Raw genomic sequence first — 26,156 nt, 5'->3', positions numbered from 1 at the left:
GTCATGAAGGTTGAACTCCCATTCCTGGCTGAGGGCGTCGAAGGCGGCGACGTCGTCCAAGTTCTCGTCAAGGAAGGCGAACAAGTCACGGAAGGTCAATCGCTGATCGAGCTTGAGACCGAGAAAGCGACCGTGCCGGTGCCCGCCCCAGCCGCCGGCAAAGTGACCCGCCTGCTCGTGCATCAGGGCGATCACATCAAGGTCGGTCAGGCATTGGCCGAACTCGACGGTGGAAACGGCGACGGCCAATCTTCCAAGACAGCGAAACCCGAAAAGTCTGCCGTCGCGCCTGCCCGGCAGCCGGTACCGGAAGATGAGGCAGCCCACGCCAAATCGGTCGAGGCGAAGGAATCGAAGCCGTCACAGGCATCGGACCAATCCAAGACGCAAACTCAACCGGCCTCGCCTGACGCTCCAGTCGTGGATCACCAGGATCAGGTACCGGCGCAACCGGCACGAGCTGATCGCGAAGCCGACCATTCGAAACCTTCCGGAGCGACCATCCCCGCTCCCCCGTCCATTCGCAGGCTGGCGCGCGAATTGGGCGTTGACCTGACGCAGGTGAAAGGATCCGAGGCCGGAGGGCGCATTACGGCGGAAGACGTCAAGGCTTACGTGCGCGAACGATCGCGCGGTGCGGGCAGCCCGGCCGGTAAAGATGCGCAGGGGGCCGGCGGCAACGTGTTTTCGACGATGTACGGCACCGAGCGCCGGGAAGCGCTCCCATCGCTCCGGCGAAAGATTGCGGCCAACATGACGCAGGCCTGGACGAATATTCCGCACGTCCATCAGTTCCAGGATGCCGACATCACCGATCTCATGCAGCTGCACAAACGATACGCCCCGCAGTTCAAACAAAAGGGCACGATCCTGACGCTCAGCAGCCTGTTCCTCAAGGCTTCGGTCCATGCCCTCAAACTCTATCCGCAGATGAACGCCTCGCTCGACCTCACGAACGGCGAGGTGATTTACAAGAACTACTACAACATCGGTGTCGCGGTGGAAACGCCGGCAGGACTGATCGTGCCGGTCATCCACAACGTGGATCAGAAGGATCTTCTGCAGATTTCACTGGAGCTGGCCGATCTCGCCGACCGTACGCGGAGGCGCGAGGTCAAACTCGAGGAGCTGCGCGGAGCGACGTTCACCGTGAGCAACATGGGTGGTCTCGGCGCAGGACCGTTTACGCCGATCATCTACCCGCCGCAGGTCGGCATTCTCGGTGTGGGCAAATCCCGACTGACGCCGGTGTACCGCGACGGCCAGCTCGTTCCCCGCAATATCCTCCGGTTGTGCGTTGCCTACGACCACCGGCTGGTGGACGGAGCGGACGGCGCGCGTTTTACCAACGAGATTGTGAAAGTGCTCGAAGATTTCCAGGCGATGTTCCTAGGACTCTAGCAGGAGAACCATCGATGGCTGAATCCCACTACGACGTGGCAGTGATCGGCGCAGGACCAGGCGGCTATGCCGCAGCCTTTCAGGCGGCGGACCTCGGCTTACGCACAGCGTTGATCGATCAAGAAGCCCAGCCGGGCGGCGTCTGTTTGCTGCGCGGCTGCATCCCCTCGAAAGCGCTGCTGCATGCGGCGCGTGTCATCAGTGAGGCGGAGGAGGCGCAGGCCTGGGGTATTCAGTTCGAGAAGCCACGCATCGACCTCGACACGTTGCGCCGCCGGGTGAGGGCGATCATCACCAAACTCACGAAGGGCGTCCAGACGTTGGCCGGCAGCCGCAAAGTCGAGCTGATCCAGGCCCGCGCGACTTTCAAGAACGGAACGACGCTGTCGTTACGCAGTGGAGGAAACTCCCGCGAACTCACGTTCGCGCATGCGATCCTTGCTACCGGATCGCGTCCGGTCGCGCCGGCCTCTCTCAAGATCGACGACCCGCGCGTGATGGATTCGACCGGGGCGCTGGATTTGCCGGAGATACCGGGACGCTTGCTCGTCGTGGGAGGAGGCTACATCGGTCTCGAACTCGGGACGGTCTACCAGGCATTGGGATCCGAGGTCACCCTGGTCGAAGCGCTGCCTCGTCTGCTCAACGGCGCGGATGCTGATCTCGTTCGGCCGCTCCATCAGCGGATGGAGAAACGCTTCAAGGCCATCAAGCTCGAGACCAAGGTGGACAAGTTGGTACCACAAAAAGAAGGGATTGCGGCGACGCTGGCCGGACCGGACGGCAGCACAAGCGAGGTGTTCGATCGGGTGCTGGTCGCCGTGGGACGGCGCCCTAATACGGAGGAGCTGGGATTGGATACCACCAAAGCCGCGCTGTCTTCCAAAGGCTTCGTCCAAGTGGACCGGCAGCTGCGCACGGCCGAGCCGACGATCTTCGCAATCGGCGATATCACCGGCGAGCCGATGCTCGCGCACAAATCCACCCATGAAGGGCTGGCCGCAGCCAGGGTGATCTCTGGCAAGCATGCCTCATTCGACGCCGCGGTTATTCCAGCCGTCGTCTTCACCGATCCGGAAATCGCCTGGTGCGGTCTCACGGAGGAGGCGGCGAAAGCATCCGGTCAGGCCGTGACCGTCACGAAATTCCCCTGGCTCGCCTCAGGACGCGCCACGACATTGGGACGCAACGACGGCCTCACGAAGCTGGTGTTCGATAAGGAATCAGGCCGCGTCCTCGGAGTCGGCATCTGCGGAGTGGGCGCCGGCGAGTTGATCGCCGAGGGAGTGCTCGCGGTGGAAATGGGCGCGGTGGCGGAGGACGTCGCGGCTTCGATCCATCCCCATCCGACGCTGAGCGAGACGGTCATGGAAGCAGCCGAATCGTTCCATGGACAACCCACCCACCTCTATACAAAGCGCTAGCGCGGGAGGCCGGTTCCGACTGCTCGACCTGACTTTGCCCTCGCCGGTTGAGAATCTGGCTGTCGATGAGGCGTTGCTCGATGAGATGGAAGAACGCGGGGGTCATCCCCTGCTGCGCTTCTGGGAAAGCGACCGCTGCTTCGTGGTGCTCGGCCGAAGTTCCCGCACCACCGACGAGGTCAATGTCTCCGAATGCGAACGAGACGGCATACCGATTTTTAGGCGGATCAGCGGCGGCGGGACGGTCCTCCAGGGGCCAGGCTGCCTCTCCTATGCGTTCGTCGCGAGACGGGATCTGCATCCCAGCCTGGGGGATATCCGCGCCACCAACCGCTTCATCCTCGACCGCATCGCGTCGGCACTCCGCCGCTGGGAACCCGAGATAGCCTTCTGCGGGATCAGCGACCTTGCCGCCGGCGGGATGAAAATATCCGGGAACGCGCAGCGGCGCACGAAGCGCGCCCTGCTGTTTCACGGAACGATCTTACACGGCATGCGCGCCGATCTCATTGCGCGGTATCTGAAGCACCCCGCACAGCAGCCCGACTATCGGGCGAACCGGCCCCATGAAGCCTTTCTGAGGACGATTGCTGCGAAGGCGCCAGACCTCAAGCATGCGATTGCCGGAGCATGGAACGCCGTTTCATCAGTTGCGGGCTGGCCAGAATTCCGTTTGCAGGCCGGCATCCGGAATGTGCTCGAACGCAGCCATCCCTGATTCCCTTTCGCTTCCTGACGCATCCTGCAGTTTGCAGAACAGATTGAGCAGCATCATTTCTTCCAGCGAGGACGGGATCGAGCCGGCGATGCGGGGGTCTGCCACGACGACGGCAAGACATTGGGCGCGCGACACGGCTACGTTGATGCGGTTGCGATCCAAGATAAACGCCAGGCCACGCGAGCCGTATTCCCCGTAGCTCGAACAGAGAGAAAGGATGCAGACCGGCGCCTCCTGCCCTTGGAACTTGTCGACGCTTCCGACCCTGGCTCCAGCGGGAAGCGCGGCCTGCAGCGCACGCACCTGCGCGTTGTAGGGCGCGATGAACAGAAAGTCCTCGAGCGCCAGCGGTCTCGTCTTGCCGTCCTTGCCGGTGTAGCGGCGGCCAAACATCTCTTCATAGATCGCTTTGACCCTTTCGACCTCCTCCACGCTCTGCTGGACGTTCCCTTCGTGTTCGACCGGGCTGAGGACGATGCCGTTCCCTTTGAGGATGAGGTTCGCCCGGTTCAGGACTCGGTCGATCTGCTGCCTGGCGCAATCAGGATGAGACTTGAGACATTCGTCGTACATGCTTTCCGAGATGAATCGGCAGACAGACGGGTGCATGCGACGGGATTCACCGAGAAACAGTCCGTAATCCGACGGAACGACCGCGTGAAAGACCGGCACATCCGGCAAGCTGGCGGACATATCCTTGAGGGCATACTGCAGCACAGACAGGCCGGCATCGTCGGGGTGCGACCCTTGAACGGGATGTTCAAGCTGCATCTGATCGCCGAGGAGCACGAGATTCTTGGCGCTTCTTGCCATGGCCACGGCATTTGCGAGCGTGACCTGTCCCGCTTCGTCGATGAAGAGATAGTCGAGGCCGTCGATCCATTCGCCGCGACTGAAGAGCCACGCCGTGCCGCCGACCACTCCGGACTTGTAACGGCCTTTCGCATCTCCGCTGCCGGGAATGTGCACCAATTCCGGGTTCGCCTGATGAAGCTGCTCGTCGCACTCCCCTCCGACCTTCAGGCCCTCCAGCTTGCCGCCTTGCTCTCTCAGCGCCTCGCCGCATGCCTTCAACAGATTGCCGATGGCCTTATGGCTGTTCGAGGCAATGCCGATTCGTTTCCCCGCTTCGAGCAGCGCAACGATCACCCGGGAAGCGGCATAGGTCTTTCCCGTACCGGGCGGTCCCTGGATGACGAGACAACCCCCATCCATCCCCCTGGCGATGCGTACGGCAGCATCAATAGTTGTCTCCGCTTCATGTTGCATGCGTGCGGCCGGAGGCTGCCGAGTCAACAACGCCGTGACGGACTTCGGCAATGCGCCGTGAAGATGCGAAGCGGCGAGATCAGCCAATGCGTCCGGAATGCCGGCCGGCGAGATAAATTCGTTGTGGATGAGTGATCCCTCCTTGTAGAACAAACCCTCGCATTTGGTTTTCAGACTCTGCTGACCGATTTTTAACTTCAGGCGACCGGCTGCTGCGTCGATTTCAGTCAGCGTGAACGTGGCGTCAAGATTATGCGCGAATCTCACCTGGTCGTCTTTGGCCAGCTTGCATTCCTGCGCAGGATCGAACTCATAGCCCTGGACGAGCGACTTTTTCTCCGTCGAGCAAGGTCCGTCAGACTGAATGCCCTCGATGCATCCCGGATCATCGCGCCGCTGGTCTGGAGCAGCCGCCGCCCGGTCGAACATGCGCCACCATATCGGTTTCTGCTCGCGCCGGTGGAACTCTACGAGGTCGGCCAGCGCCGCGGCCGTGCTGTTCTGCAGCTTTCTGAGATCTCCGACGGTCTGCAACCGGTCGATCACGATGGGTGCCATCTCCCGCTGTTCCTCCTGGACGGGCTCTGTCGGAGGAGGCGGGACGATGCCATGAGCTCTGGCTGCGTCTCTCAACCAGGCGGTCAACTCGGCGGTGGACCGGCAATCGTCCTCGTTGTAATCGCGGATGCCGTTGAGGATGCCGTTCTGCTTCCAGTCGCCGGATTCTCCGCTTTCGATCCACCGGCTATAGGCGACGATCGAATCCGCGGCGGTTGCTACCCGTGTGGCCCGTTGCGGACGATAGAGGCGCTCGACCGACTTGATCGAATAGCTCTCTTCGCCGATGCGCACCCCGCGCCGGACGATCTGATAGAGATCGACGAATACATTGTTCCGCAACAGGTCATCGACCTGATCCTGCCGGCTGTCGTGGCGGGTGCTCAACCGCCGGACCGCGCTCACTTCATAGGGTGCATAGTGATAGATGTGCATGCCCGGATGCTTCTTCCAGCGATCGAACACCCAATCCACGAATCCTTCGAACGCCAGCTTCTCCCCGCCCCGGTCGTGCCCCCACCAGTCTTGAAAGCGGTATTGTCCTCCGCTGTGATCTCGAACGCAGATGCCGAACAGGTATTCCAGCCCGCCAGGCGCGAGCGGGTAGCCCTCCATGTCGAACCAGACGTCGCCCGGATCTCCGGGCGGCAGCGCGGCGAGTCCGACCGCCTCGCCGTTTGGCCCCACGTGATGCAACACCTCATGGCTCGGCGGCGCTTGCGGGTCGGCGTGCCTGGCTTCGCCCGTCCGCCGTTGCAGGCGGGCTTGGCCTGCCAATTTTTCGAGCGTCGTCGAGTCGAGCCCGGGAATCTTCGTTCCTGAGACGTCGGCGGGCCGTGGTGTGAATGCCGGCCTTCGCGAGTTTCCTGATCTGGCTCGAGGTGATGTTGGCCACGAGGACCAGATGGTCGCGATCTCGAAAGAACCGGTCGGCATGTGACGTCCATCGGCCATGTTCGGCGCGGGGAAACGGCAGCGGACGATTCCTGAGATTCCCGGTGAACCGGTCTTGCAGATCCAGAAAGGTCTTCTTCGCATGGCGGTAGTAATGGATGAACGACTCCAGCCTGAACATGACCCTTTCCTTGCTCCCCAAGATCACGCCAAAGGTCTGCGGCAACCGGCCGCTCACGGAACTGAGCATGTCGGAATAGCAGCAGAGCTGGATGGCATAGTAGGGCTTGGACGAGCGAGCCAGCTTGGTGTCCCAGACCTGATACAGGCCACGCTCGTCGAGCAAAAGAAAGTCGGCGAATCCGAAAAACGGACCGTCGCACAGTGCCGCCTGGTAGATGACGGGAGCCTCCGCAGTCACGGCAGATCGTGTCTGCGCCTGAGCTTGGGCGAAGTTGCGCGTCGACACTTCGACGATCGCCCTGCCGGCTGTCCTCATGTCGCCGAGCACCGCCCGTTCGTGTTCGGCGCCGGTCCTCGCGATCAGCTTATCGTCCTCCGTCAGTTCGTCCGGAGTTATGGACCCGGGACATTCCAGATGATACCGGTCCATCCAGGAGGCGAACGGCGAGGCCAGGTAGGTCATGAGGTCGCTGGGGGAATACTGCAACTGCCCCGTTGATGACTTTTTCATTCGATCCTTTGTGTCAACCGCCAAGTCATATCTTCGGGATCTTGAGTGTCTTGCTGATCATCAGGCTGCCCGACAAAATGAACATCAGCACCAGCGGGTGCAGCTCCCAGGGACCGATCGTCCACACACCTCCGTACAGGTGGTCGCCCACTCGCCCCTGCCACGCCGCAACCGCCAGGATGGCCGTGAGCACCGAGGTGGTCGGAATCGGTGTCCCTTCGAAGTAGGCGACCTTGTCCTGCCCTGCGGATAATTGTTCTGCGGTCACGTTGTACCTCGCCAGCCGGCTGACGCCGCAACAGACAAAGTACATCAACGCAAACCAGTCCCATTCTCCGCGCAGGCCGGCCGCGAACCCGAGCGCCGCCGGCGCCACGCCGAACGAGATGACGTCGGCCAGGGAATCCAACTCGCGGCCGAGCGCCGAATGCTCGTGCCGTACGCGGGCAACGCGGCCATCGAGCCAGTCGAACAATAGCGCACCGGGCGCAAGGGCCGCGGCGGCGAAAAAATAGGTCGGCGAGCGGCTTTCCATATAGAGCATGCTGAACAGGACGGCTCCGAGTCCGCAGGCGGCATTGGCAAGCGTCAGAACATCCGCGACGTGAAACTCGCGAATCATCGAAAAATGTTTCCGGCGCGTCTCGGCCATGAGGGAAAACTTACGCGGGATTCCCTAAAATGTCTATTCGCAGATTTGAACACAGCGGAATCACAACCAAGGAGGCACGAACATGAACAAGATCCGTTCGCGAAACCGGACAACGCAGCCGGCCGCCGCTTCGAAACCAAAGAAATCATCCGGCTCTCAAAGAAAAGCCGACGTCCTCAATCGATTGGATGACCTCTGCGAGCGGATCGATATCGTATTGCCGGAGGTCACCGCGCGGGTGGCCGCACTCGAACATCTCCTGTTGGAGAAACAGCTGTGCACAAGGGCCGACTTGCGCGGGGCAAGGGAATTCGTACGAAGGCAGGAGGAATAGGCCCTCTCCGCAACGAACCGGGCTTGCCCGGCGGTATGGTCCGCTGCTCACACGGCAGCCATTGCCGTCAACTTTGACCCCCTTTGGGCAAGAGAATCAGACGCCCGGATAAGACGCGCGTAAGGAATTCGCTTATAGTGCGACGTCTCGTTACCTCGTCGAAGAGGACCTGATTGCCGCTCACAAAGGAGGATTCCATGCAGACCAGCGCCACACCGGACGTTTCTTCTTTTCGGAAAAGGGAGTACGCTTCCTCACCGCATCCCACTTCATCCAAGGAGGCTCTTATGAGCACGCTCCGGCTCCTCTCGCTCACCATTGGGTTGATTGTGACCTGCCTGTCGCCGGTATCGGCGGAGATTCTCGCGCTGGTCAACTACGAAAGTAAGCCGGATCAAAAGGTACGGCGCGAAGGGATTGCGATCATGGAAATCGATCCCGACTCGGCTGACTTCGGAAAAATCCTGATGGAGATTCCCCTGCCTTCCGATCTCGTCGCACACCATATTTTCTTCAACCGCGACCGGTCGAAGTTTTATGTCACCGCGCTGGGCAAGAGCCTGCTCCACGTCGTGGATCTGACCAAATTTCCTTACCGGCTGCACGCCATCGGCGTACCGGATTGCCAGGTCGGCGAGGATCTCGTGGTGTCCGAGGACAACAAGACATGGTTCCTCACCTGCATGGGATCCAGTAACGTGATCATGGGCGATGCGGTGAATGATCGACCGACCAAGACAGTCAGCACGTCCGATCCCGCGGTCGCGACAATTCTCTATCCGCATGGCATTGCGATTCACAATGGCATCGACCGCGTGCTCGTGACGAGCACCGTCAAGCCTGACATGTCGGACGCGGGGGAGTCGGTGACCGTGCTGGAAGCCAGCACCGGGAAAGTCCTCTCGACGCATAAGATCTCGACCAAACCCTCTCCTGCCAAATCGGCCCCGGTCGAAATCATGTTTTCGCCGAATGCCAATCCGCCGGTGGTGCACATTACCAACATGTTGGAAGGAACGCTCTGGGCCGGCGTCTGGGATTCGAGCGCCAAGGCCTTCTCGTTCACTCAGATCGATGATTTCGGTCCCCGTGAACAGGGCATGCCGCTGGAAATGCTCTATAACGCCAAGGCCGATCGGCTGTACGTCACCACGGCGAAGCCCGGGTTCGTCAATCTGTATGACAACAGCGATCCTCGAAAGCCGAAATTCCTCAAGACGATCCCTGCGGCTGCCGGTGCTCACCACAGTGTGCTGTCGCCGGACGAACGCTACCTCTTCGTCCAGAACAGCCTGCTCAATTTGGACGGCATGAGCGACGGCTCGATCACCGTCATCGATCTCAAAAACGATACGGTCATGGGAAGTATCGACACATTGAAATCGGCTGGATTCAATCCGAACTGCATTATGCTATTGCCCAATCATTTTCAGAAGGGCTCGATGAGGGCGAGCGCGAAGTAGAAATATTCTCGCGCGGAACACAACCGGAGAAGCCGGGACAGCACGCTCCTTTGCTATCCCGGCTTTCTCCGGCTGCCTCCGCATCAGTGGCCGGCGATCAGCCAGATGATGAGAATGAGACTTACTGGTACGCCTAAGAGCCACATGATGACATAAGGCATAGGACCTTCCCCCGTTGGACCCGTTCTCTAGGCATGGATGTGTCGGAGTTGCTGCTCGGCGCCGCGAGGGCTCCAACCCAAATCGCGCTCCAACCAACTGGCCGCGCTTTGGAGACGAGGCCGCCGGGAGTGATCGTCACGCTGTGTTCCTCGACATACACTTCCGGTGCGCTGATAGGCATAACAGCCTTCTGGTCACAGACTAATAAGTCGGTACAGCCGCTAGCTCTGCAAAGGCAGGGCCAATCGACCGGTGAAGGGTCCGCCTGCATGCAAATATACGCGACATCACCGGGATAGCTATGGCGATGCATGAGGCAACCGGCTGCCCGGCTCAAGGGGCTGCTGGGAAATCTTGTCTGGGACTGACAATTCGTCCTCGACGTGAACGTTGGGAGAAAAGATCCGCTTCTCTCTGCATCCTTGTGGAATCCCTCGGAATTCCAAGAATGCCGGTACGTTCTGAGAAGCGGGCGGTGAGACCGTCAGGAACCGATGGTGGCCTCGGGCGTGGCTCTGTCCGGTTGAAGACAGAACGGACATTTCGCAGGCCGTTGCTCGGTAAGATATCGACGGGAGCAGTGGAAACATTGCCAGATGATCTGACCTTTCGGTGGCTTCATTCCAGTGGGGATTGGTGAATTACGCGGCTCTGCCATGAAGATGCTCCTTCTCGTGCTGTACAGGGCTCATTGAGATCGTATCGATTGTCCGGTTCTGCAAGCTTAGCGAAAGCGGAACCTCATCCTTCAACGGGAAACACCCACCCTTCCTAGGACTCCTCATGCCCTTGCAGGAAAACCGACTGTTCGAGCGTACGGAAAAATTCTTGATAGGGCTTCGGATCTTCGAGCGCGCGCATGGAATACTGGACACTGATGCGCACAAGTGATTGAGTTTCGCCGCGCGGACGGATCGTTCCAGTGAAGCGCACGAGGTTGCTGCGGTAATAGAACGGTCCCCACGACCGGTAGCTTCTGGCAAGGAACAACAAGGTATCAGGCTGGTACATATAGTACGAGACCCGGTCGCCCAGGTAATCGGTCTCGACTTCGACGAACTTCTTGCCTGAAACGACTCCCAGGTCCTGGTCAAGGACGTCGACTTTGAAATCCAAATCCTGCATGGTCGACACGACCGCTTGGAGCAGTTTCAGGCGATCGGTTGTGTCGAAGATTCTGGTTTGGGCGGCCCGAATCTTGAGCTGGCTCGTCTCGGAAAGCCAGACCTGGTCCCGCCAGTCCAACCCGTTCCCCTGAAGCTCGTCACGGTTGCAGCCATAAAGAATCGCGAGGCAGGCCAAGGCAGCGACCATCCGGTATGCCACGGAAACCGTCATGACATGATTCCCTTCGTCCCTTTCACGGTGCAGTTGGGCTATCCTTGGTTATGAACAACGATCGTTCGAGAGAGGCAAAGAAATTTTGATAGACCTTGGGATCCTCGATCGGCCGGTTGTTGTAAATCGCATTGGCCCGCACCGTGAGCTGGGTCTCATTGAGCTGCCGTACGGTCACCGTAAGCATGAGGACGTCGTAGTAATTCGGCTCTGCGAAACGGGCGGCCGTCACGAGGCCGAGGGCGTCGTTGGCGCGTTCGATGATGAATCCCAAGTCTTGCAGCGCGCCGATGACGGACCGGATCGCAAAATTACGGTCGTTCATGTCAAAGATACGAGTCTGATAATTCCGGATCTTCAACTGAGCCTGGGTCGGTGCGAGCAGAGTCTGTGACGGGTCCGACATCGCGCATCCGTACAACAGTCCCAAGAGGACGATTGCGGCTCCCCATCCCCGGTGTCGATTCAGCGCAGATCCCCGCATAGATTCCGGCTCCTCGGGCTACATATCGTGCGCTTCCAAGAACACCGCCTTGGACAGCTTGACGAAGAACTGTTGATAGATTTCCGGATCGCGGATCATCTCCATGTACTGTCCGCCCGGGGGAATGTATTCCCGATTGACGTGACCGTCTCCCTTCCACACGATGCGGTAGAAGCTGATTCTTACCTGTTGTTTCGTACCTTCAGCGTTGATGGGTTTGGTGACCAGATTCGCAACCAGCTGCTGGTGGAGAGCGACCGGTACAACCTCGACCCTCAGCGGGAAAAAGAAAAACATGTTCCGCCGCAGGCCATGGGCATGCTCGCTGGCGGGCCGCTCCTTGACCGCACGGAAATAGCCGACTTCGTGCACGCTCTCCTCGACCTGGTAACCCAAGTCTTGGAGGACAGCCGCCGAAGCCGACAGCAATTCGGTCTCGGATGCCGTGTCGAACGTGCGAATGGACATCGCCCGGTTGCGCAAGCTTTCCGGTGTGAGCTGGAAGAGTTCGTCGGGTTTCGTCTCTTGGATGCACCCGGCCAGCAGTGTCAGCCCCGCGGCCCACGCGAAGCAAGCCGCCCGGCCGGCGAGCCGATCTGATCGGGAGGCATGATCAGAACTGTGTGTAGTTATAGGCAAGATCGCGGACCTTCTTGTCTTCATCGTACTTGATGATGATCGTGAGCGTGCGTTGCCGCTGAGAGCTCGAGGTGTCCTGTGAATTCTTGCCCAGGATGATCAAGGTGCCAAAGGAGGAACTGCTGGTGTTCACCCGGTCGGTCGAGACTTTGTCATACATCCATACCTCCCGCCGCTTTTCGTCGGTCGTGACGATGTTGGGAGAACCCAGAATCTCGACGACCTGGGCCGACGGCATGCCGACCTTGATTTCGCTTTGTACTCTGCCCACCGTCAACCGTTCATCCTTGATCTCAGCCCTGCCTCCGCCTCCACAGCCGGCAAGGCCGATCGAAAAACAGAGTCCACAGAGTACCCATCGGTAATTCATTGTGACCCCCTCGCGTGAAATCCGGAGAGATTCCGGCATCTATTTGAACGTTCTCGCATGACGGCAACCAGGACGCATTGTTACAATGCCATCGTACACCCTACCACGACGGCCCGGTCGCTGCATTGTCAGGATACTGTTTTCTCTAGTGAAAATCACCCGGGCCGGCGCTGCCTACCCATGAGCGCTCAGTGTCCGGACTGCCGCCTCTGCTGCACGGCATCGAGCAGAATCGCGACCAGCATGTCGCTCATCACGTTGACCCCGGAACGCGCCCTGGCCAGGATCCAGTCGACGGTCATGATGAGCGGGATGGCCGCCACGATGACGTGATCGGGCAGTCCGGCAGCCGAGAGCACGAGCGGCAAGACGATCAACCCGGCTTCGGGAATACCGGCAACGCCGGCTCCAGCCATGATCGAGGCCAACACGATCAGGAGCTGGCTGGTCACCGGTAAATCGTACCCGAGGGCCTGCGCAAGAAAGAGCGCCGCCATCGCCTCATACAACGTAATCCCGTCGTTGTTCAAGTTCGTACCCACACAAGCGGCAAGGCGGGCCGACTCGGGCGAGACGTGCATGCGGTCGAGACACCGGAGCGTGACGGGTACGGTGGCGAGACTGCTATTGCACGAGACGGCGGTCATGATCGCATCGGCCCCTTTCCCGATATACTCCTTCGGGGTTTTCCTCCCGATGAGCCATGCGACCAATGGGTAGTACACAAATGCATGGATCGTCAGGCCGGCCATGATTGCGGCGAGAAACACGGCGACCACGGGAAACACCCCGGCCCCGGATCGGCCCACCACGTAGGCCAGTACGCCGAATACCGCAAACGGCACGACCAAGATGATCCATTCCAATATCTTCACGAGGAACTGATAGATCCGCTCGATGACCCAGGCGAGGCGATCTTTGGCGCTGCCGGTGCGGTCGGGTTTGGCGTGGAGGCGGCGGAACGTGACGCCCAGGAGCAAGGCCAGGATCACGACGCCGATGACGTTGTTGCTTGAAAACGGCTGCAACATCGTCCGTGGAATGTAGGATGCAATCCGCTCAAACGCATTTCCATCATCTGGTTGTGCCGCTGCGACAGCCGGCGCCGCCTTTGAATCGGGTACGACATTCAGCAGTTCCTCGACGCGGCCTTTCCAGGAGAGACCGGGCTCCCACAGGTTCATGATGAGCAGACCGATGGTCATGGCAACCGTCACGTTGATCAGGCAAATGGCGATCAGCCTGGTACCCTGCCGCAATGGCAGATTCGTGCGAAGAAACGAATCGAGAATGGCAAAAAAGATGAGCGGAATGGCGAGTGTCTTCAGGACGGTAATCACGAACAGCCCGAGCTTGCCGAGATGTTCGTTGCGCAAGCCGAACAGATACGGCTGCTGGCCGAAAAGGATTCCCAGCAGGGTTCCACAGGCCACAGCGATGAGCACTTGCGTGTAGAGCGGCAGGCGGGAGCGATTCTCCGACGTTGATGACGTCTCCTGAGACGGCACTCTATCGATCAACTGGCCGATCCTCCAACGCTGGACTACTCACGTTGCCTTGCCGCACTTATACCAGCGATGGGCATGCCGCGTCTCCGGCATTCGTTTTACCGGCAGGCGAGGGATGACCTCTACGCATATCGACCGGAGCAGGGCTAGCGGGAGGCGATTATTCTCAACTGCGCATCGTGCACCATCTGCTCTTGAATCTGTTTCATGGCCTCGGAGAGCGCACGATTGAGGCGAGTGCCGGGTGGGACGTCATTCGTGGGATTGAACTTCTCTTTGAATACCGATTTACCGGTATATGTTCCGATGAGAGTGCCGTTCGGCTTCATCACATAGATGATCAGATGCGCCTCGCCACTGGTGACGTGCGTCTTGAACTGCAGCATCTGGGCGACCGTGGCAAACGCCGGAACCGGGACTTTGGTCCAGAACTGAGGACGAACATGCTCATTGAGCGCCACAATCCGCCCAGACAGAATGACGTCAGGGTGCGGATCGAATCGTGTCACGCGCATAAAGACACCGGCCGCGGCCATTGCTTTTATGATCTCGGTCCCGATCTGGTCGGTCAACACCCCTGGCTCGGTCTTTTCGGCATCAGGAGTATCGATCCCAAAGGTCACCTTTCCTGATAACAGATCAAACGTTGGATAGAGATCGTGGAATTCGGCCGTGGCATCGATGATGGGCCCGGACGACGACACCGTGATCTCCGGCACGTATTTGGGTCCCGCACAGGCGGCGAGCACCAGACAGAGGAAAAGCGTCTTGACTGCAGGCAATCTGTGAATGATGCGTGTCGATCGATTCATCGTAGAGCAGGTGTTTCTGGTTCTGACAGCCCGTGTCCCAACGGGTGCAAAGACCAAACCGGCTGCAAAAGCGAACGTTTCACATGTCCGTTCTCACTGGAATGGGAACTCTTGTCTGCAACGCGGACAATGCGTCCTGTTTCAGAACATCCCCCTCGCCATCATGTCCTCCGATCCCAAGATCGGAGATTGTCTAAGGGGGAACCGGCAATTAGTATTCGAATGAACTGCAACATGAGATCTATACGACTCACATCTCTAAGCCGCACCGTCGTACAGTCCGTCTGTACCGCCCTGTGCCTGCTGGTGGTCCCTTCCTTCGTGACGGCCGAAACTCCGGCACCATCGGTCCATTGGGGTGCCCTCAACTATCCTGACCAGGCCGACACGTTGTCGATCGGGTACACCGGCAACCGGTTCACACAATTCAACGGCGACAGGGAACAGTTCAATAATATTTCGGAGACGAGCGGCTTCAACTTCGGCGCATTGAGCTGGACGCAGCACTGGAAGCGGCTCGAAGGTTTGAGCACGAACGTGACATTCGGCGGCGGTCCAACCGGGGAACAGCCGACGCGTTACCTGCAAAATGAGTTCATCCACAACACTATTTACAACATTCCCACGGTGCCGGTACTCCAAACACGCAATTCATTCGACTTCATGGTCGATGCGTCTGCGACCTACTGGCACGGCGTGTTCGATTCGCCTCGCGTATTCTTCATCGGAGGCGGCGTGTCATCGGGAAGTCTCTATACTGAGGGATTCGGGCGGGCGGGAATCAGGAGATTTCCTCTTGGTTGCGCGCTGGCGCTCATGTGGGATCGTTGCGATAAGTCCGTTGAAAATATCGGCTGGTTTCGAGCGTTCATGAAGGGATTTCGGCTCTCCGGCATGGGCAGGTTCGGGGCGATTCAAAACGGATCGGCCTTTCCCACCGGCACGGTGAACCCGCAATCCTATCTGGCGCAGGCCTCTCTGAGCTGGGGCATTTATGACAAGGTCGATAAGGAACCCTGGTTCGAAGTCGAGGCGGGCGCGACAATGGACTCGGGATTGTTTGCGAATGCCAACGGCTCCCGGTTAGAGCAGCAATTCTGGACGGTCGCGATGCGGATCAGAAATTTTTCGCTGGAAACGTGGAACGATCAGCTCAACAGCCAGGATTTCGGACCGACGTATGGATTTCGGATCAGCTACAACTTATATCCGCACATATTCGGGAATGACTAAGACTGCGTTATGGGAGACCCGTCTCGACCAATGGTACAGCCGGCACGGTTGGGTCTCACATTGGCACGGATGTTACGAAAAGACCGAATGCCACAGAGACAGAAGCCATCCCTTGATGGTTGCAACGAAACCCTCCTCGGCAGGAAGCGGCGACGTCTTTGCCGTTCGTGGCGAGTCGGAACCGACGGTGGATGCAGAAGCGGTCGTCACCGCTGATTGAGGCTCTGCCGGCGTCTTCGGGACGACCGTTGTGGGAGGCGGTATGGCGGGTGTCGGTTCACTAGTTTCCGGTGCGCTTGAGAAGGGAGTGCGGATGCGCTCCTCGTGGCTGAGTCTGTTCTTGTACGCCTCGGCGCTTGATTGTAATGCAGCCGCTTCTCGCCGGGCACCCTCAAGCGCATGCCGCAAAGAATTCCTGGTGGCAGTGAGCTGAGCCACGGACCGCTTGAGTTTGGTAAGGGTTCCCTCAGTTATTTGCTGCTCGGCGGCCGCCCCTTCCCTGGCCTTCCGCGTCTCGGCAGTTGCAGACTCCGCTTTCTTCGTCAGTTCCTGCCCCTCAATCTGAAGCATTTTGATCTGTTCGGCGAGGACCTGCTTTTCAGTCCTTGCAATTTCAATCTCGGTCTTGGTGACATCGAGTTGGACTTGGACGTCATCATAGGTGCTTCTCTTGACGCACCCGGTGCAGGAGATGACGGTCAAAGCGATCAACCAAACCATGCGGTATGGTTTCAGGACGTTGTGGTCCCGCATAGGCTCTCCGACAGGTGATCTCAAGCATAGACCGTTTTCATTAAGAAATCACGATTTCCGCGAAACAGGCATCAACCCGCTGAAGTTGCTCAAGCCGCAAAAACCAGACAATCGAGCGCAAGGTCAATGGGTTACAAAGCGTTTACGGGGACTCTACGGGGGTGCGCGGGCACGACATCCGTGCCCGCGCAAGAGGAGGAAAGACAGGGCTTCAATCGACTATTTTTCGGATGCCAACGGCGGCATGTTGATGCCGACCCGTTCCAAGCCCATGATCACCGTCAAAGCCGTCGGGGAATGCTGTACGATTTCTTTCTGGACTTCGATACGGCGCAAATCGACGAATTCCGGTGCGGTCAGCCCGAGCGACTCCCGATAAGCCCGGTCGGCGATGCCGCGCTGCTTTTCCGCCTTTTCACGCGCCTCCTCGGCCTTCTGGAATTCCACCATCGTGATCTTGCGCTGTTCCTGCACGATGGTCTGCGTGGTCTGTTCGACGACGCCCTTCGGGGGCAGGATGCTTCCGACCACCACCCGGTTCAGCCGTACCGGTATGCTCTGCTTTTCAATGAGTTTGGTCTGCACTTCGCGCGCGATGGCTTCTTGTAGCTTGTTGCGCGTCGTGGGATCCGTCGTCAACTGGAAGAGCGGGTACTTCTGCACTTCTTCACGTACGAATGTCCGGAAGGCCTCTTTCACATTATTCTGATACCAGTTGGGCCCGTAGCGGGAGATGAGTTCCGGTGAGCGGCCTTCGACGACATTGGCGATCATGAACGCGTCGAAAGACACCGGAGCGTTCTCGGCCGAGATGATATCGAAATGCTCGGAGTATTGAAGCGGACGGACATCCACATCGACGACCTTTGTCGTCGGCGCGACCCACACGCGGCCCGTCTTGGACGGCACCGGATCGACACCGCCATGCCCGAAGAAGAACGGCTGTTCGACCAGAACTCCCTCATGTCCCGCCTCGACCGCCACGCAGCCGCTAAGTGCACCCGCTATCGCGACGGCCAGCACAACGCCAGGAGCATAACCCGCTGGACCTCTCATAACTGTCCTCCCCTTCCTCCCCTCCCGCGAGGGACCACGCAGTGAACTGCTCGCCTCGTCAATCCATACTGATGGGAATACCTTACGAAGCGCTGTTTTGAAAAGTCAAAGCCCGTACTTATACAGACGTTCCATGGAGTTCCAGACCCCACGCGTGGTCGGCACGGCCGAAGAGAAAACCTTATGGGGAAACTATGAGATGCCGGCCTGACGTTGCAGCCAGCGAACGTACTGGATGATCTGGTCCACGTCGGCGGAAGTGACGGTATCGATCTTCGGCATATTGCCGAACTCCCAATGATGGGCTTTCACGCCCGTGGCGGCAGCGCGTTGAAATGCGGCATCCCCGTGGTGATTGGGCTCATAGATCTTATGGACCAGCGGAGGCCCCTGGGCAGTGCCGGTGCCTTCCTTGCCATGGCATACGGCGCAATTGGCGTTGAACTTGCCTTCTCCGGCCTGAAACTCAGCGGGAACCGGTCCGCCCCCGACCGCCGGTTTGGGTTGGGAAGAGTCACACGCAGCCGCAGCCAGCAATGCACCGGCGACGATGAGGAGCGGCCATCGAGATCGTGTCATGTCCGTGTCACTTCCTTCCCGGATCCTTGGAAACCGGTTCGCCAAACTGTTCCCGCAGCATGGCTTGCGTGCGCTGCAGCGTCATGCGGCGGTAGATCCGCGCCACGATCGGCGTGACGACGATCAGGGCGATCGTCAGATACATGAAGAATTCTTCCGTAGACATGTCGAACATGCGGCTACGTTACTCGATATGAGGTCGGGTCCACAACCCCGGCCTGACGAAATCCTTCACGACGGATCAGGCAGCTGTCGCATTGTCCACAAGCCAGTTGGCCAGACGGGTCGTAGCAGCTGTGCGTGAGTTCAATCGGCGTGTGCAGTTCGATGCCGCGCCGGATGATTTCAGCTTTTGTCAGCGAGAGCAGCGGTGCACGGACCGTGAAACTCGTCCCCTCAACGCCTGATTTGCTCCCCAGGTTGGCCGCCGCTTCGAAGGCACGGATGAATTCCGGCCGACAATCCGGATAGCCCGAATAGTCGATTATGTTGGCGCCGAAATAGATGTCTGACGCTCCGACCGTCTCCGCATAGGAAGCCGCCAGCGAGAGGAAGATGAGATTGCGACCGGGGACGTAGGTGACCGGGATGCCGTGGCCGCGGTCCGACTCAGCTCGGTTTTTCGGAACGTCCACATTCGCGGTCAGGGCAGATCCGCCGAAGGCGCGGAGATCGAGCGTGGTCACGAGATGCCGAGCGACGCCCATCACTGTGGCGATCCGCCTGGCGCGCTCCACTTCTATCGCGTGCCGCTGCCCGTAATCGATCGTCAGGAAGTACAGCTCGCAGCCGTCTTCGCGCGCAATGGCAGCGGTCACCGTGGAGTCGAGCCCGCCGCTCGCCAATATGACCGCCCGAGGTTGTGACATGGCGGGGTGCATGTCGTGGCAATTATACCGATGCAGCATGAAATGGGGTGCCATGCCGCACGGCCATGCGCTTGTCGGATTAAGGCCTACGCGATCGGAAGGAATGTGCTGGAACGGGCCGCCGAAGGATCCGCGTCAGTCGCGATCCTCTTCCTTTTCGATCTTCTCGAGGAGTTCTTCTTTCGACTGGCACTCGACGCAGAGTTTGGCGAACGGCACGGCCTCAAGACGGCGCTCGCTGATTTCGACGCCGCACTCGGCGCAAATGCCGTAGGTGCCCTCCGTCAGGCGGGTCAGGGCCTCATCCATGGCCTGGCGGCGGCGATTGCGCATTTCCATGAGGGAAATGCCCAACTCCCTGTCCAGGTCCATCAAGGCTTGGTCTCCGACATCGCGTGCCGACTCAAGCCGCCGCTGCTGATCTTCGGTCAGCGACTGCCCGAGACTGCCTTCGATCTCCTTGATGATCTCCTGGCGCTTCCGCATGAGCATCTGCTGCAAGGCATCCCGCCGACGTTCGCGGACTTCACGCTCTTTGGCTGACTCTTTGGGTTTGGCTGCCAACGGAGAAATCGCGGCATTCGTTGGTTTTTCCATATTGGTAATCTTCTCGATGACCGCTGCAATAGCGGGTTCAAGTTTCGAAACCGGTTTGACAGGCGCTTTGGGTTTCGGCAACGCCTTTTTTTTCGCCGTCGTTTTTGCGGCCATGACGTCGTCCCCTCCTGGTGGACGTCGGTAGGCTAAAAAGTGCGGCATTCATAGCACGTCGAGTTGGAGTTTGACAAGAGCTTGTAGCGAAAGGTATGCGGGCCGCTAGGGATAGATAATGGAAGAGTGCACCGCGTGGCCGACGAGCTTCTCACGCCCCTTGAGTTCCTTCAGCTCGACGAGGAAATCGAGTCCTACGATCGTTCCTCCCAGCTGTTGGACGAGGGAAACGGTGGCAGCGGCCGTGCCGCCGGTTGCCAGCAGATCGTCTACGACAAGGACTCGCTCGCCGTTGGAAATAGCATCGCGATGGATGGTCAGGGTATTGGAACCATATTCCAAGCTGTAATGGACTTCGAAGATGTCGGCAGGCAGCTTTCCAGGCTTGCGGACCGGAATGAATCCGGCCTTGAGCCGTTGGGCAAGAATTCCACCGAAGATGAATCCCCGGGATTCGATGCCGACGACCTTGTGAATGCCCTGGTCTCGATAGTAGGCCGTCAAATCATCGGCGATCGCAGAGAAGGCCTTCGGATCCTTAAGCAGGGTGGTGATATCGTAAAAGAGGATGCCGGGCTTGGGGAAATCCGGAACCTCACGGATGAGGGAGCGATAATAATCTGAGAGCATCGACTAGAGCAGATCCGATCGTGTCAGCGTTTTCCGTTCGATGGTATGGCGGAGACGGCCGAGCGCAGCCATTTCGATCTGCCGGACCCGTTCACGGGTGAGACCCATCTCGGTCCCGATCTCCTCCAGCGTTTTGGCTTCGCTACCGTCCAGCCCGAACCGCGACACAATAACAGTTTGCTCTTTTTCCGGCAACTCCTTCACCCACGCCATCATTTCCTCGCGACGCAGGACGCCTTCGGCCGTGTCAGCCGGCGACGGGCACATCGGATCTTCGATGATGTCGCGCAGAAAGGTATCGGCCCGATCGCCGATGGGACTATCCAGCGAGCAGGTTGTCCGGACGACCTGCTTGAGGTCGAGCACGTCTTCCTCTGTCGTCTTCAATTTGACGGCGACTTCAGCCGCCGTTGGCTCGCGGCCCAGCTCCTGTACGAGCACTTCGACCCTATTCAGATAGCGGTTGAGACGTTCCACCACGTGGACGGGCAGCCGCACGAGCTTGCCTTGGTTGATGATGGCCCGTTCGATGTATTGCCGGATCCACCAGGAGGCGTAGGTGCTGAAGCGGAATCCGCGCTTGTAGTTGAATTTCTCGACGGCCTTGATCAGTCCGATGTTGCCTTCTTCCACGATATCCGAAAAAGGAAATCCTCGATGGATGTAGCGTTTGCCGATGCTGATGACGAGGCGGAGATTGGATTCGATCATCTGCTGCCGGGCTTGCTCGTCCCCGGCCATCACCCGTTTACCGAGCTGCTGCTCTTGTTTGAACGTCAGCAGACTCGAATGGCGGATTTCACGAAGATAACTCTTGAGCGTGTCGAGACCCTCGGAATGCCGTCTCGATCCCCCTTCCGATTCCTCCGATTCGCCGCGTTCCTGGGCGTCGCCGGAATCGTCCTGATCGGCATATTGTCTGCGGGCTTCGCTCACGTGGTCACTCCAGTCTGATGCCGGTCTTGCGCTCCTTGACCGTCTTCCGCTTTAGTACCGGATGTGAAATCCGCTGAACCGCCCCGTCGCCGGGTGCCAGTCGATATCGACGGCCGTAACCCGGGATGCGGGAGGCCCGATTTTTAGATCTTCAGTGAGACCGAGAATGGTTTCTTTCATGCCTTCGACTTCGAGTTCCACGCGACCGTCTTCGAGGTTTCTCACCGTTCCGCGCAAACCACGCCTGGAGGCCGCTCCAAGGGCAAAGGCGCGGTACCCGACTCCCTGCACTCTTCCCTTCACCGAAATGATCGCGCGAATTGCGAGAGGTTCAACTGGATCGGTCATCGAATGCACATTGCGGCACTGCGCAGATTTCGGGCCTGCCGCGGCAACGAACGAATATTCTCACACATGTGAAAACGCGTCACGTCTTTTACACTTCTGCGCGAGAAATGAACAGATACTTTTTACGGGTTTATATCGAGACGGACAAACGAACGCCGCTGCCTTGTCCGAATCCGAAATCCGACTGAACGATCGTATCGAATGTCGCAAGTGTCAACTACGCCATCACGCCCGAGCGGATAGGACTGGTTTACGAAGCGTTCACGAACGGACGCAAATCGGCAGCAACGGAGTGCGGGCCCGGACGGCTCCCCTCCATTAATATAGGAAAGCTGGGCCTGAACGAACGATTGGGGACTGCGCCTTCGATCAGTGTGCGTGAGAAACAAGTCTTAGGTGTATTTGCGAAAAGCTGGAAGCGATAGGAATCGGCGGTTGGTCGGGGCGAAAGGATTTGAACCTTCGACCCCTGCGTCCCGAACGCAGTGCGCTACCGGGCTGCGCTACGCCCCGACCCAGTTACACCGAGATGCGACTCGCGATTCTCTTACATCAAGGGGGCGAAACGCAAGCCATGTGCTTCCGCAACGGCGCGGCAGGTTACCTTGCCATCATGCAGGTTGATGCCCTTGGCGAACCCTGGGTCGGTTCGAACCGTCGATTCCATGCCCTCCGTGGCCAGCCGGAGCAGATACGGGAGTGTGGTATTGGTCAAGGCATCGGTCGACGTTCGCGGAACGATCCCCGGCATGTTGGCGACGCAGTAGTGCACCACACCGTCAACTGTATACACGGGCTCCGAATGGGTCGTCGGTTTAGTCGTTTCGATGCATCCGCCTTGGTCAACCGCCACGTCGACAATGACGGATCCGGCTTTCATCCGTGATATCAACTCGCGGGAAACGAGTTTTGGCGCACGCGCTCCTGCGACCAGCACCGCGCCGATGAGCAGATCGGCTGTGGGAACGGCCTCCTCGATTGCCAACTTCGTCGACGCCCGCGTGACGACGCGGCCAAAGTACTGGTCATCGAGAAACCGCAGCCGTTCGATGTCGAGGTTGATGACGGTCACCCGAGCCCCCATGCCGACAGCAATCCGCGTGGCGGCGCTACCGACGACGCCGGCACCCAGGATCACAGTATGGGCCGGTTCCACACCAGGCACGCCCCCCAGCAGCAGCCCCCTGCCTCCCTGCATCTTTTCAAGGTAGCGCGCGCCGATCTGGATCGACATGCGTCCCGCAATTTCGCTCATGGGTCGCAACATAGGCAACGTTCCGTCCCTGGCTTCGATCGTCTCGTATCCGACAGCGGTCACCTTGGCCGCGAGCAACGCCCTGGTCAGTTCTGGTAGCGCTGCAAGATGCAAATAGGTGTAAAGAATTTGCCCCGGCCGCATGAGGGAGCATTCCGAAAGAAGTGGTTCCTTGACCTTGGCAATCAGGTCGGCTTTTTCAAACACCTGTGCCTTCGACTGCGCGATGCGGGCGCCCGCTTTCCCATACTCTTCGTCGAGATACCCGCTTCCGACTCCTGCTGTTGACTCGATCCATACGTCGTGACCGGCATGGACGAGCGCCCTCGCACCCTCCGGCGTCACGCTCACTCGAAATTCGTGGTCTTTGATTTCCTTTGGAATCCCGATGATCATGCACTCGCCTCCATCCTTGGTTCACTCCTTGGCCGCATGCCTATTTTATCGACCGCGCAGCTGAATTTGAACATGGCTCGCGTTTGCCGGAAGGGCCGCTCGGTGGACAGTGCGCAAGACCCTGGTGTAAAATTCGCTTCTTTACACGTCATTTTACGTGGAGGAATCGGCATGAGCCCAGCGTCGGGATCCTGTAATGCCTGCAATGCAAGCGGCATCTCGTTGATGAAGCTTTCGCTTGGCAAGGATTTTTTCGGGAGGTCTTACGACCGCCTGTCCCCTTCGAGCGATCAGAGTCCGAAATGGTATTGCGAGCCCTGCTCCATGCAAAAGAACCTTCAACGTGATTTCCGGGACATTGGGATGGAGCATGAAAAACTTGCTGCAGGCCAGCAATCGGAGCTCTCGAACGGCGACGCGTTTCAACGCGCCACGCTTCGTCTGCGTGAAATCGTTGCCATATTGGGCGGATCCGGCGGACAGTCGCAACTCTTGAGCGCCGCAGAGGTCAAACAACTGATCGATCGCTTTCAGGCCACGACGATGCGGGCCTAACACGGAGCGTTCGTGCCATCCTTCAAACGTCATATTTTTGTCTGTACGAATCAGCGCGGCCCCGACGATCCTCGCGGGAGCTGCGCAAAACTGGGATCGGAAGCGCTGCACGCCCACTTCAAGCAGGAAACCAAACGCCTGAATCTGAAAAATATCGTTCGGGCCAACAAAGCCGGCTGCCTCGACCATTGCGCCGAAGGACCCAGCGTGGTGGTCTATCCGGAAGGCATCTGGTACACAGTGACCTCCACTGCCGACGTGACGGAGATTATGGAGCGTCATGTGATGCGTGGCGAAGTGGTGACGCGTCTGATCATGCCCGATCATCCGGCCCCGGCAAAGCTCCCTCCGCTAAACACGTAGCGTCCCAGGACAACATGGCTGTTGAGGACAAATGGAAGGCCAACTTGCAAAAAGTCGCCTTCATGAAGAAATTTCCCGGTTTATTGGCTAGTTGGGAGGCCTTGAACGGAAAAACGATTCAGGCTGTCATCGCCCTCAAGGGCAAGCAGGGCGCCGCGGCAATTGTTTTTACCGACGGAACGTTCACAGTCGCCCCCCCGATGATGACCGAGCCCTATGAATTGGGTGAAACACTCGCGGTCGCCCGACAGCATCTCGAAGCGAAGCATCGTGACGCGTATGCAGAATTTGATCACCTGGAACAGAAAGACCGGGAGGCGCTGAAAGCGGCGCGTGTTGAGAAGATTCTCGGCGCCATTCAGAACAATCTCCAGCAGATTCCGGAATTGAAGAACCGGCTGAAAGACCTCGTCAAGGAGTGGGAGTGAGCAGTTTGCCTGAAAAAAATATGTTCGAGATCTTCTCGCAAGGTCTCTTCGAAGGAGTCAAGCCCATGATGGTCACCCGCGATCACCTTGTTCGCCATCCCGACCGGTGTCTGCACCAAGCGATCTGCGTTCCGATTTGTCCCACCGGAGCCTGGCTCTCGACACCGCCTTACAAGTTCGACCCTTCCCGTTGTCTCGAGAGCTGCCGGCTGTGCCTGGATGCCTGTCCGTCGCAGGCCATCTACGCCGTGTTCAAAAAGGGAGATAAGATTCTGGGGCCGCAGAAAAAATAACTCGCTTCCGGCATCCAGCGAGGGCGCAGTTCGTTTCATTCTCAGCGCCTGCTCGATATCTCCACTCTATTCCTCAGTCACTCGACGAGGTCGTGACGGAGCATCCAGGGTACAGCTTGTCCCCCCCCCACTCCATCTTGGCCCGGTCGAGACCAACGCCCTATGCAGGTTTTTTGACAAATGAAGATTCGAGCAATTCGCGATCGAAACCGGGAGTGACCATCCCGAGCCGCGCATACCGATACAGCACGACATCGAAGATCGTGGACATCGTCGAGAGGATCAGCCAGAGCGAGGGGAAGTACAACAATGCCAGTGCCATCACGACCATCGCGGCGACTGGACGCGATGGGATCATGCCGGCGCCGACCACAAGGACAAATGCTCCAGGAATTGCCCATAAAAAGGAGAGGAGCCCGAACCCGATTCCGGACAACAAGTTTTCCCCCCACGTCCGGCGTAACAGCGCCACCGATTCCTCGACCGCCTCGACCGGCCCCTTGCGCTCGGCAACCAATATCGGCACGACCAGAAACGTCGCGACGCTCCAGGCCAATCCGATCATCCTGACGACCATGCCACCGAGAAACCCGGACCGCCGCTCCAAGGCCTTCAGCACCGTGCCGACCGTCGCAGCAATCACGGCCCACCCGAGAATCTGCACCGTGCAGGAAAGTGCATCACGTAAACCGTCCAGGACCGAGGACGGCTTACCCGCAAGCCTGCGCAGCACGCAGGACGCGAGCGCAGCATTGAAGAAGACTCCTGCCCCGTACGTCACCACATAAAAGACAAACAACCCGACGTAGGACGGCACATCGTTCGATGGCGTCGTTTGGCGAGCCGAGCCATCCATCAAGAGATTCATCAGCGCAGGGAACGCCCACAGCGCGGCGAGCAGCAGCAAACAGACCGACGACATGATTGGAAAGATGAGCAACGCTGGATCAGCCCGGAGTATCTGCCATGCCGCCGACATGATCGCCTGAGTCCTGGCGAGCCGCTGCGACCACGAACCCATCGGATGCACC

General features: G+C 58.9%; 30 protein-coding genes and 1 tRNA gene. 10 read left to right on the top strand and 21 right to left on the bottom strand.

Features of this window, described 5'->3' with window-relative positions; all coding sequences use genetic code 11:
• Positions 1–3 precede the first annotated feature (3 nt).
• Genes W02_RS17520 through W02_RS17510 form a run of 3 tightly spaced genes read left to right on the top strand, consistent with a single transcriptional unit; the run spans position 4 to position 3,543 of the window.
• Positions 4–1,401 carry a dihydrolipoamide acetyltransferase family protein gene (locus W02_RS17520; RefSeq protein ID WP_173050032.1) on the top strand — a complete coding sequence of 466 codons (1,398 nt, stop codon included), beginning with the start codon at positions 4–6 and terminating at the stop codon, positions 1,399–1,401.
• 14 nt (positions 1,402–1,415) lie between these two features.
• The gene (lpdA, locus tag W02_RS17515) at positions 1,416–2,825 is read left to right on the top strand and encodes a dihydrolipoyl dehydrogenase (protein ID WP_173050030.1); all 1,410 of its coding nucleotides are present in this window, start codon (positions 1,416–1,418) and stop codon (positions 2,823–2,825) included.
• Positions 2,791–3,543, top strand: a complete 753-nt coding sequence (locus W02_RS17510; RefSeq protein WP_173050011.1) for a lipoate--protein ligase family protein — start codon at positions 2,791–2,793, stop codon at positions 3,541–3,543. The genes lpdA and W02_RS17510 overlap by 35 nt, the downstream gene beginning before the upstream one ends.
• Here W02_RS17510 and W02_RS17505 read toward each other — a convergent pair.
• The 3 genes from W02_RS17505 to W02_RS17495 are packed head-to-tail and all read right to left on the bottom strand — an operon-like array spanning position 3,472 to position 7,610.
• A complete protein-coding gene (locus W02_RS17505) occupies positions 3,472–6,057 on the bottom strand; it encodes a TM0106 family RecB-like putative nuclease (RefSeq protein WP_173050009.1) in 2,586 nt (861 codons plus the stop codon). The two genes, W02_RS17510 and W02_RS17505, sit on opposite strands and share 72 nt — an antisense overlap.
• A 13-nt stretch (positions 6,058–6,070) precedes the next feature.
• Positions 6,071–6,958 (bottom strand): hypothetical protein, encoded by an 888-nt coding sequence (locus W02_RS17500; RefSeq protein WP_173050007.1) that lies wholly within the window; start codon positions 6,956–6,958, stop codon positions 6,071–6,073.
• A 25-nt stretch (positions 6,959–6,983) separates the two neighbouring features.
• Positions 6,984–7,610, bottom strand: a complete 627-nt coding sequence (locus tag W02_RS17495; RefSeq protein WP_173050005.1) for a phosphatidylcholine/phosphatidylserine synthase — start codon at positions 7,608–7,610, stop codon at positions 6,984–6,986.
• An 82-nt stretch (positions 7,611–7,692) separates the two neighbouring features.
• Between W02_RS17495 and W02_RS17490 the strand changes: the two genes are divergently transcribed.
• The gene (locus W02_RS17490) at positions 7,693–7,944 is read left to right on the top strand and encodes a hypothetical protein (RefSeq protein WP_173050003.1); all 252 of its coding nucleotides are present in this window, start codon (positions 7,693–7,695) and stop codon (positions 7,942–7,944) included.
• A gap of 287 nt (positions 7,945–8,231) precedes the next feature.
• Entirely contained in the window at positions 8,232–9,407 is a 1,176-nt protein-coding gene (locus W02_RS17485; protein ID WP_173050001.1) for a YncE family protein, read from the top strand.
• A 933-nt stretch (positions 9,408–10,340) separates the two neighbouring features.
• On the opposite strand, the gene W02_RS17480 is transcribed toward W02_RS17485, so the two are convergent.
• From W02_RS17480 to W02_RS17455, 6 genes are all read right to left on the bottom strand, one after another.
• Entirely contained in the window at positions 10,341–10,907 is a 567-nt protein-coding gene (locus W02_RS17480; protein WP_173049999.1) for a hypothetical protein, read from the bottom strand.
• Positions 10,908–10,929: 22 nt separating this feature from the next.
• Entirely contained in the window at positions 10,930–11,391 is a 462-nt protein-coding gene (locus tag W02_RS17475) for a hypothetical protein (protein ID WP_232068586.1), read from the bottom strand.
• An 18-nt stretch (positions 11,392–11,409) separates the two neighbouring features.
• Positions 11,410–12,030, bottom strand: coding sequence for a hypothetical protein (locus W02_RS17470; RefSeq protein ID WP_232068585.1), 621 nt, complete (start codon positions 12,028–12,030; stop codon positions 11,410–11,412).
• Positions 12,005–12,400, bottom strand: coding sequence for a hypothetical protein (locus W02_RS17465; RefSeq protein WP_173049997.1), 396 nt, complete (start codon positions 12,398–12,400; stop codon positions 12,005–12,007). Before W02_RS17465 ends, W02_RS17470 begins: the two co-directional genes overlap by 26 nt.
• A 188-nt stretch (positions 12,401–12,588) precedes the next feature.
• Positions 12,589–13,920 carry a dicarboxylate/amino acid:cation symporter gene (locus tag W02_RS17460; protein WP_232068584.1) on the bottom strand — a complete coding sequence of 444 codons (1,332 nt, stop codon included), beginning with the start codon at positions 13,918–13,920 and terminating at the stop codon, positions 12,589–12,591.
• A gap of 134 nt (positions 13,921–14,054) precedes the next feature.
• On the bottom strand, positions 14,055–14,720 hold the full coding sequence (locus W02_RS17455; protein ID WP_173049995.1) for a hypothetical protein: 666 nt from the start codon (positions 14,718–14,720) through the stop codon (positions 14,055–14,057).
• 234 nt (positions 14,721–14,954) lie between these two features.
• On the opposite strand from W02_RS17455, the gene W02_RS17450 reads away from it, so the two are divergent.
• Positions 14,955–15,953, top strand: a complete 999-nt coding sequence (locus W02_RS17450; RefSeq protein ID WP_173049992.1) for a hypothetical protein — start codon at positions 14,955–14,957, stop codon at positions 15,951–15,953.
• Between the two features lie 72 nt (positions 15,954–16,025).
• On the opposite strand, the gene W02_RS17445 is transcribed toward W02_RS17450, so the two are convergent.
• The 11 genes from W02_RS17445 to ald all read right to left on the bottom strand — a co-directional run bounded on the left by W02_RS17445 (position 16,026) and on the right by ald (position 23,486).
• Positions 16,026–16,706 (bottom strand): hypothetical protein, encoded by a 681-nt coding sequence (locus W02_RS17445; RefSeq protein ID WP_173049990.1) that lies wholly within the window; start codon positions 16,704–16,706, stop codon positions 16,026–16,028.
• 219 nt (positions 16,707–16,925) lie between these two features.
• Positions 16,926–17,729, bottom strand: coding sequence for an SPFH domain-containing protein (locus W02_RS17440; protein ID WP_173049988.1), 804 nt, complete (start codon positions 17,727–17,729; stop codon positions 16,926–16,928).
• A gap of 225 nt (positions 17,730–17,954) precedes the next feature.
• Positions 17,955–18,341, bottom strand: coding sequence for a cytochrome c (locus W02_RS17435; protein ID WP_173049986.1), 387 nt, complete (start codon positions 18,339–18,341; stop codon positions 17,955–17,957).
• A 7-nt stretch (positions 18,342–18,348) separates the two neighbouring features.
• Positions 18,349–18,516, bottom strand: a complete 168-nt coding sequence (locus tag W02_RS17430) for a hypothetical protein (protein ID WP_173049984.1) — start codon at positions 18,514–18,516, stop codon at positions 18,349–18,351.
• Between the two features lie 4 nt (positions 18,517–18,520).
• Positions 18,521–19,210 (bottom strand): 7-cyano-7-deazaguanine synthase QueC, encoded by a 690-nt coding sequence (gene queC, locus W02_RS17425; protein WP_173049982.1) that lies wholly within the window; start codon positions 19,208–19,210, stop codon positions 18,521–18,523.
• Positions 19,211–19,345: 135 nt separating this feature from the next.
• Positions 19,346–19,921 carry a TraR/DksA family transcriptional regulator gene (locus tag W02_RS17420; RefSeq protein WP_173049979.1) on the bottom strand — a complete coding sequence of 192 codons (576 nt, stop codon included), beginning with the start codon at positions 19,919–19,921 and terminating at the stop codon, positions 19,346–19,348.
• Positions 19,922–20,026: 105 nt separating this feature from the next.
• Positions 20,027–20,551 carry an adenine phosphoribosyltransferase gene (locus W02_RS17415; RefSeq protein WP_173049977.1) on the bottom strand — a complete coding sequence of 175 codons (525 nt, stop codon included), beginning with the start codon at positions 20,549–20,551 and terminating at the stop codon, positions 20,027–20,029.
• A 3-nt stretch (positions 20,552–20,554) separates the two neighbouring features.
• Positions 20,555–21,487, bottom strand: coding sequence for an RNA polymerase sigma factor RpoD/SigA (locus W02_RS17410; protein ID WP_173049975.1), 933 nt, complete (start codon positions 21,485–21,487; stop codon positions 20,555–20,557).
• A gap of 51 nt (positions 21,488–21,538) precedes the next feature.
• A complete protein-coding gene (locus tag W02_RS17405; RefSeq protein ID WP_173049973.1) occupies positions 21,539–21,835 on the bottom strand; it encodes an acylphosphatase in 297 nt (98 codons plus the stop codon).
• Between the two features lie 436 nt (positions 21,836–22,271).
• A tRNA-Pro gene (locus W02_RS17400) sits at positions 22,272–22,348 on the bottom strand.
• Positions 22,349–22,382: 34 nt separating this feature from the next.
• On the bottom strand, positions 22,383–23,486 hold the full coding sequence (gene ald, locus W02_RS17395) for an alanine dehydrogenase (RefSeq protein WP_173049971.1): 1,104 nt from the start codon (positions 23,484–23,486) through the stop codon (positions 22,383–22,385).
• Positions 23,487–23,657: 171 nt separating this feature from the next.
• Between ald and W02_RS17390 the strand changes: the two genes are divergently transcribed.
• The 4 genes from W02_RS17390 to W02_RS17375 are packed head-to-tail and all read left to right on the top strand — an operon-like array spanning position 23,658 to position 25,125.
• The gene (locus W02_RS17390) at positions 23,658–24,041 is read left to right on the top strand and encodes a hypothetical protein (RefSeq protein ID WP_173049969.1); all 384 of its coding nucleotides are present in this window, start codon (positions 23,658–23,660) and stop codon (positions 24,039–24,041) included.
• A 12-nt stretch (positions 24,042–24,053) separates the two neighbouring features.
• Complete coding sequence (locus tag W02_RS17385; protein ID WP_173049967.1) at positions 24,054–24,404, top strand: ferredoxin; 351 nt, start codon at positions 24,054–24,056, stop codon at positions 24,402–24,404.
• A 14-nt stretch (positions 24,405–24,418) separates the two neighbouring features.
• Positions 24,419–24,832 carry a hypothetical protein gene (locus W02_RS17380; RefSeq protein ID WP_173049965.1) on the top strand — a complete coding sequence of 138 codons (414 nt, stop codon included), beginning with the start codon at positions 24,419–24,421 and terminating at the stop codon, positions 24,830–24,832.
• Positions 24,829–25,125, top strand: coding sequence for an ATP-binding protein (locus W02_RS17375; protein ID WP_173049963.1), 297 nt, complete (start codon positions 24,829–24,831; stop codon positions 25,123–25,125). The genes W02_RS17380 and W02_RS17375 overlap by 4 nt, the downstream gene beginning before the upstream one ends.
• A gap of 160 nt (positions 25,126–25,285) precedes the next feature.
• On the opposite strand, the gene W02_RS17370 is transcribed toward W02_RS17375, so the two are convergent.
• Positions 25,286–26,146, bottom strand: a complete 861-nt coding sequence (locus tag W02_RS17370; protein ID WP_173049961.1) for a DUF6159 family protein — start codon at positions 26,144–26,146, stop codon at positions 25,286–25,288.
• Positions 26,147–26,156: the final 10 nt, after the last annotated feature.

This window comes from Nitrospira sp. KM1, from assembly GCF_011405515.1.
Taxonomy (GTDB): domain Bacteria; phylum Nitrospirota; class Nitrospiria; order Nitrospirales; family Nitrospiraceae; genus Nitrospira_C.
This window is presented reverse-complemented; position numbering and strand designations above follow the sequence as displayed.